Source organism: Mycobacterium sp. (assembly GCF_035603715.1).
GTDB lineage: Bacteria > Actinomycetota > Actinomycetes > Mycobacteriales > Mycobacteriaceae > Mycobacterium.
In genome coordinates this window covers 1-6,432 of the sequence record NZ_DATNJW010000101.1, presented here as the reverse complement: position 1 = coordinate 6,432, position 6,432 = coordinate 1, and the positions used below count along the sequence as shown (strand labels likewise).

Below are 6,432 nucleotides of genomic sequence, written 5' to 3'. Positions count from 1 at the left end.
TACCGTCGGGTCGGCTGGGGCTTTCCACCTTGACGACGACGGCACCCGCGCGAGCGAGCAGCTGACCGCACAGCGGTCCGGCCCACAATGACGACAAATCCGCCACCAATCGCCCCTCGGGCCGTCGCGATCCGGTGCTGGTGCCGCAGCGTCGCACGGTCGGTGGCTCCGCCGCCGCTTCCCCCAACGCTGCGACCGCGATGTCGAGCAGTTGGGCGCGTTCTACGACGTGTTCGATCGAACACGTTGCGGCCCAATGCGACAAAGCCGTCCAGGCATCGCCGGTGATCGCGTCGACTTCCAGCAGCGCCGGTAGCGCCGCGACGTCGTCGTCGCGCGGCAATGCGATCGCGCACCAGCCGTCGACCGTGCGTAGCAGTCGGGTGGCGCCGCCCGCCGAGATTCGGCCGGGCTGCGCCAGGTTCATGATCGCCGCCCGCCCGGTGAGAATGGTTGCGGCGTCGACCTCGACGCCGAGAAGTCCGGCGATATCGGCGGCGACCCGGCGGGCTTCTACCAGTACGGTGGCCCACTCCGACGTCGCGCTCACGACCCGATCCTCAGAACTGCAATGCGGTGAAACGCCAGTCCAGGACTTGGCGTGGCTCATCCTGCAGGTCGCTGAACGCGTAGACCAGCGACCGCAATCCCAGTACGCCGCCGCCGCCGGTCGGCTCGGCGGATTCGATGTGCAGCTCGCTGTAGAGGGTGTCGCCCTCGTACACCGGCGCGGTGTGGTCGCAGGACTGCCAGCCGAGTACGGTCGCCAGGTTCGGCAACAGCTTGCTGGCCTGCGCCAGCGCCAGCCCGATGGTGTGACCGCCGTAGACCAGGCGACGGCCACCAAGGCGCGAATCATGATGCACGCCGGCGATATTCAGGGTTAGGCGGGCCAGTTCCGGCGCACTGCTGACTACGTCGGCGCTACTGTGCAACACCGATCCGGCCAGGCCGGCGTCGAAGTGCGGTCCGGTGACACGCTCCCGAAAGACCTCGCCCTTCCAATCGGCGGCCGCCGACGGCGGCGCAGCCAGATCGGCACCGATCTTCGACAGGTCGTCGTCATGCTCGGCGGAGTCCGGGCCGGCGCCCGCGCTCAACGGCAGCATCGCGCACCGATAGAAGTCGAGGATGAGCCGATCTGCCTGGTCGATGGTGGTGATCCGCAGGGCCATCAGGCCGGTGGGTGTCCGGCCCGCCTTGGCGGAATTCTTCTTCAGCCCGACAACCTCGGTGCGGGTGAACAATGTGTCACCGATCGCCGGAAAGCGAAAAAACGTCAGCCCGCGGTAGAACAGGTTGGCTTTGACGTGCTGGGTGGCCAGCGTCGACTGTCCGATCGCGACGTCGCAGACCAAGCCCGGATGGGCCAGCGGCGCCGGCAGCCCGGTGACCGCGGCGGACAGCTCGGCGTCCAGCGGCAGCCGCAACCGGTCACCGAGGATGCTCTGGTGAACGGCGGCCAGCCCCGGGGTCAGCGTCATCGACGGCGCACCGGTGAAGACCTGGCCGGTGTGCACCTGGTCGAAGTACGGGCCGACTGTCATGGCTGCCCCGCTCCACCGCATGCCAACATTGCCGGATGGGTACGGGACTGAACGACGACGAGGCGATGCTGGTCGCGACGGTGCGCGAGTTCGTTGACAAAGAGGTCAGGCCGACGGTGCGCGAAGTCGAGCATGCCAACGAGTATCCCGAAGCGTGGATCGAGCAGATGAAGCGCATCGGCATCTACGGCCTGGCCGTGCCCGAGGAGTACGGCGGCGCCCCGGTGTCGATGCCGTGCTACGTGCTGGTCACCCAGGAGCTGGCGCGTGGCTGGATGAGCCTGGCCGGCGCGATGGGTGGCCACACGGTGGTGGCCAAGTTGCTGACGCTGTTCGGCACCGACGCGCAGAAGCAGCAATACCTGCCGCCGATGGCGACCGGTGAATTGCGCGCGACGATGGCACTCACCGAACCCGGCGGCGGCAGCGATCTGCAGAACATGACGACCACCGCGCTGTCCGACGGGGAGGAGCTCGTCGTCAACGGGTCGAAGACGTGGATCTCGAATGCCCGCCGGTCCGGGCTGATCGCTTTGCTCTGCAAGACCGACCCGGCCGCGCAGCCGCGTCACACCGGTATCTCGGTGCTGCTCGTTGAGCACGGGCCGGGCCTGACGGTGTCGCGCGACCTACCCAAGTTGGGCTACAAGGGCGTGGAAACCTGCGAGCTGTCGTTCGACGGCTATCGGGTAGCGCACTCGGCGATCCTGGGTGGGGATGCGGGCCAAGGCTTTTCGCAGATGATGAAAGGCCTCGAAACGGGCCGCATTCAGGTCGCGTCGCGCGCGTTGGGGGTGGCGACGGCGGCCCTGGATGACGCGCTGGCCTACGCGCAGCAGCGCGAGAGCTTCGGACAGCCGATCTGGAAGCACCAGTCGGTCGGCAACTATCTGGCCGACATGGCGACCAAACTGACCGCCGCCCGCCAGCTGACCCGTTACGCCGCCGAGCGCTACGACAGCGGGGAGCGCTGCGACATGGAAGCCGGGATGGCCAAGCTGTTCGCCTCCGAGGTGGCAATGGAGATCGCGCTGAACGCCGTGCGGATCCACGGCGGCTATGGGTATTCCACCGAATACGACGTCGAGCGGTACTTTCGCGACGCCCCGCTGATGATCGTCGGCGAGGGCACCAACGAGATCCAGCGCAATGTGATCGCGGCACAACTGGTGTCCCGGGGCGGGCTCTGACGCGAGGTTCGCGGAAGTCACTCTCGCACCACGATTACGGTCTTGCCGGGCCGCCGGACTGCACGCTGGCCGCTTTCGAACGCCTCGCGTCCCTGCGCCAGCGGGAAGGTCGCGGCGATTTCGACGTGCAGTTGATTACCGTCGACGAGAGCAGCAAGTTCCCCCAGCTGCTCTCGATTCGGTGTCACGATGAAAAATACTGCGCTGACCCCATATTCGTCGGCCTTGTCGGCCGCCGGAGGTTCGGACAAGGTGACCAGCCGTCCGCTGCGGCGAAGCACCGCGAACGAACGGTCCAGCGTGTCGCCGCCGACGGTGTCGATCACCACGTCGTAGCCCGCTCCGCCGTCGTCGAATGCCTGGGTGCGGACGTCGATCACATTCCGCGCACCGAGATTTCTGGCCAATTCGACCGCGTCGCTGCGAAGCGTGGCGGTGACGTCAGCACCGAATTGCGCGGCCAGCTGCACGGCCAGCGCACCGACTCCGCCTGCTCCGCCAGTCACCAACACGCGCTCTCCGCGCTGCACGTGGGCGTGATCGACCAAGGCCTGCAGCGCCGTCAGTCCGGCAAGCGGTAGCGCCGCGGCGACGGTGTGCGACACGGTCGACGGCTTTGCCGCCAAGTCATCGGCCGGCACGGTGACGTAGTCGGCGGCACCCCCGTCACGGTCGAATCGGATCAGCCCATACACGTGGTCCCCTGGCTCGAAGTCGGTTACGCCGGAGGCGATCTCGCCGACAACACCGGAAATTTCGTGTGAGGGGATGATAGGCGTCCGGCTGACGCCGTTTCGGGTCCAGGTCTCGTCCCACGTCAGCTCGTCGAACGTGATCGCCGCGGCGTGCACGGCGACCAAGACTTCGCCAGCGGCCGGTACCGGTATCGGCGCGGATTCGGCCACGAGCACCTCCGGTCCGCCGCGACGATGCGCTCGCAGTGCAGTCATCTGAGCCATTTGCTACTCCTTTCGGAGGAAGGTCGACCATTGTGCGACTCGGCAATCGATGGCCGCCGCTGCACAGCACGCTCGGTTGTCGCCGTCTCGCTCCGAGGCTAGTGTCCGCTGGCAGATCGACGGGGGGCGATGACGACCAGCGAAAGAGAGAAGACGCGATGGCCACCAAACCCAACTCCGTCCTGTTCATCCATGGACTGTGGATACACGCCAGCTCATGGCAGCCCTGGCAAGAGCTGTTCACCGACCAGAGCTACGACACCCTGGCGCCGGGCTGGCCCGGGGACGGCGATGACGTCGCCAGCACCCGAGCCAACCCGGAGGCCCTCGACAACGTCGGCATCGACGAAATCGTCGATCACTACGTGAAAGTGATCAACAGGAACAATTCACAGACCCAGCCGGTGGCGGTCGGACATTCCTTCGGAGGCCTGATTGCCCAGCGGTTGCTGGCGGCCAACCACGTGGCGGCCGCGGTGGCCATCGACCCCGCGCCGATCAAGGGGGTCACCTCGCTGCCGTTCAGTCAGTTGAAGGCGAGTTTTCCGGTGCTTGGCAACCCGGCCAACCGGAAGCGCACCGTATCGCTGACGGCCAAGCAGTTCCATTACGGCTTCGGTAACACCCTGTCCGAAGAGGAGTCCAACCAACTGCACGAGCGATGGGCCATTCCGGGCCCGGGCCGGCCCCTGTTTCAGAGCGCCACGGCGTTGTTCACCCGGAACTCGCCGGCCAAGGTCGATACCCAGGCCCAGCGCGGTCCGCTGCTGATCACCGCGGGTTCCAACGACCACACGGTACCGCTGCAGCCGACGAAGCAAGCATTCGGCAAATACGCGCACGGCCCGTCAGAGACCGACTTTCACGAATTCGAAGGACGCGGCCACTCGTTGACCCTCGACCACGGCTGGAAGGACGTGGCCACCGTCTCCCTCAATTGGCTTGCCTCAAAAGGCTTCTGATCGCAAAGCGTCGACCAGACCCCAGGCCAGCGCGGTGTCGGCGTCCAGGGTAGCGCCGCTCAATACCAAATAGGCTGTGCGCCAACGTCCTATCCGCCGGGTGACGCTCACCGTGCCACCGGCGCCGGGAATCAGGCCGAGGCTCAGCTCGGGCAGCCCGAACACTGTATCGGGCGCGGAGTCAACCCGACCGCAGAATGCGGCCATCTCCAGTCCGCTGCCCAGCACCTGGCCGTGCACCTGGGCGCGGCACGCCGCCCCGAGCCGGCTAGTCACCGCGTCGAGCGCCAGCGCCGGGCTGTAGCGGGTGCGGGCCAGATGGGCGCTGGCCGGATCGGCGAATGTGCCGAATTCGTCCAGGTCGCCTCCGCTACAGAACGACGGTCCATTGCCGGTCAGCACGACCTCGGCGACCGACGAATCGAGTTGCGCCACAGCCAACGCCTCCAGCAGCGCGGCGCGGGCGTCGGTGGAGAAGGCGTTGTGCCGCTGCGGGCGATTGAACGCAATCCGTAGCGTGTCGCCGTCGCGGTGGGCCTGCACCGGGTCAGCGATGTCGGGCATGACCGCCGGACCGCGGTCGGCCAACCAGCGGGCGAACTCCGGGCCGGCTTGCAGCGTGGAGTAGGCCAGCGACTCGGTCACCACGCCGGATAGGGCCGGGGCGGCCGGATCCACCGAACGCAGCACGTCGTCACAGGTCGCCGCGGCGATCGGCCAGCGGTCGGCCCGCGCGGTCAGGTCCCGCAGCGCCGCGTCGATCGATGCGACGGCGATCACTCGGGGGTCGTCGGCGTCATCCTCGGTAAGCGTGAATGTCGCCCGCTGAAGCCAGAATTCAGATGCGCCGGCTAACGACCCGACGGCCACCACCGGAACTCCGAGTAATCCAGAGTCGAGCGCGGATTCAGGCTCCGAGACATCGACGACGCGCAGCGTCACACCGAATACTTCTTGACCAGCTCGTGTTTGAACATTTTTCCGGTGTCGGTACGCGGCAGCTGCGCCTCGAACGAGATCGACCTCGGACATTTGTAGTGCGCCAACCGATCTCGCAGCCACGTGATCAGTTCATCGGCGAACTCGTCGGACGCATCCGCCGGATCAACGGTTTGCACCGCGGCCTTGACGCTTTGGCCCATTTCGTCGTCCGGAATGCCAAACACCGCTGCGTCCAGCACCTTTGGATGGGTGACGAGCAGGTTTTCGGCTTCCTGGGGATAGATGTTCACGCCACCGGAGATGATCATGTGGTGGCGGCGGTCCGTCAGGAACAGATAGCCGTCCTCGTCGACATAGCCGACGTCGCCGACCGTCGTCCAGCCGTGCTTGTCGCGGGAGGCCGCGGTCTTCGCCGTGTCGTTGAGGTATTCGAAGGAAAAGCCTCCCTCGAAATAGATTTCGCCAGGTTGGCCGGGTGGCAACTCGTTGCCGTCTTCGTCGAGAATGTGGAGCTGGCACATCATCGGCTTGCCGACCGAGCCAGGGTGCGCCAGCCACTCGTCGGCGCTGATCAATGTCGACCCGATGGCTTCTGAGGACGCGTAGTACTCGTCGACAATCGGCCCCCACCAGTCGATCATCTGCTTCTTGATCTCCACCGGGCACGGAGCCGCGGCGTGCATCACCCGTTCCAGGCTGGACAGATCGTACGAATTACGCTTTGCCTCAGGCAGTTTCAGCATGCGGGTGAACATGACGGGCACGAACTGCCCGTGCGTGACCCGGTGGCGTTGGATGGCGTCCAGGCAGCCCTCGGGATCGAACTTCTCCA

7 protein-coding genes are annotated in these 6,432 nt (G+C 66.3%); 2 read left to right on the top strand and 5 right to left on the bottom strand.

Annotation, left to right across the window (positions count from 1 at the left end; translation table 11 throughout):
• On the bottom strand, nt 1–550 hold a 550-nt coding region (locus VN856_RS04410; RefSeq protein ID WP_325686528.1), incomplete at its 3' end, for a CoA transferase.
• Nucleotides 551–560: 10 nt separating this feature from the next.
• A complete protein-coding gene (locus VN856_RS04405; RefSeq protein WP_325686526.1) occupies nt 561–1,547 on the bottom strand; it encodes a MaoC family dehydratase in 987 nt (328 codons plus the stop codon).
• A 35-nt stretch (nt 1,548–1,582) separates the two neighbouring features.
• On the opposite strand from VN856_RS04405, the gene VN856_RS04400 reads away from it, so the two are divergent.
• On the top strand, nt 1,583–2,737 hold the full coding sequence (locus VN856_RS04400; protein ID WP_325686524.1) for an acyl-CoA dehydrogenase family protein: 1,155 nt from the start codon (nt 1,583–1,585) through the stop codon (nt 2,735–2,737).
• Nucleotides 2,738–2,754: 17 nt separating this feature from the next.
• Here VN856_RS04400 and VN856_RS04395 read toward each other — a convergent pair whose 3' ends face one another.
• Nucleotides 2,755–3,687: an NADP-dependent oxidoreductase gene (locus VN856_RS04395; RefSeq protein ID WP_325686532.1), complete on the bottom strand. Its 933-nt coding sequence runs from the start codon at nt 3,685–3,687 to the stop codon at nt 2,755–2,757.
• Nucleotides 3,688–3,854: 167 nt separating this feature from the next.
• Here VN856_RS04395 and VN856_RS04390 point away from each other — a divergent pair, with 167 nt between their 5' ends.
• On the top strand, nt 3,855–4,658 hold the full coding sequence (locus VN856_RS04390) for an alpha/beta hydrolase (RefSeq protein WP_325686522.1): 804 nt from the start codon (nt 3,855–3,857) through the stop codon (nt 4,656–4,658).
• Here VN856_RS04390 and VN856_RS04385 read toward each other — a convergent pair.
• Together VN856_RS04385 and VN856_RS04380 are read right to left on the bottom strand one after the other, a co-directional pair.
• The gene (locus VN856_RS04385) at nt 4,644–5,594 is read right to left on the bottom strand and encodes an enoyl-CoA hydratase/isomerase family protein (RefSeq protein ID WP_414686865.1); all 951 of its coding nucleotides are present in this window, start codon (nt 5,592–5,594) and stop codon (nt 4,644–4,646) included. The genes VN856_RS04390 and VN856_RS04385 overlap by 15 nt on opposite strands.
• 2 nt (nt 5,595–5,596) lie before the next feature.
• On the bottom strand, nt 5,597–6,432 hold an 836-nt coding region (locus tag VN856_RS04380; RefSeq protein ID WP_325686520.1), incomplete at its 5' end, for an AMP-binding protein.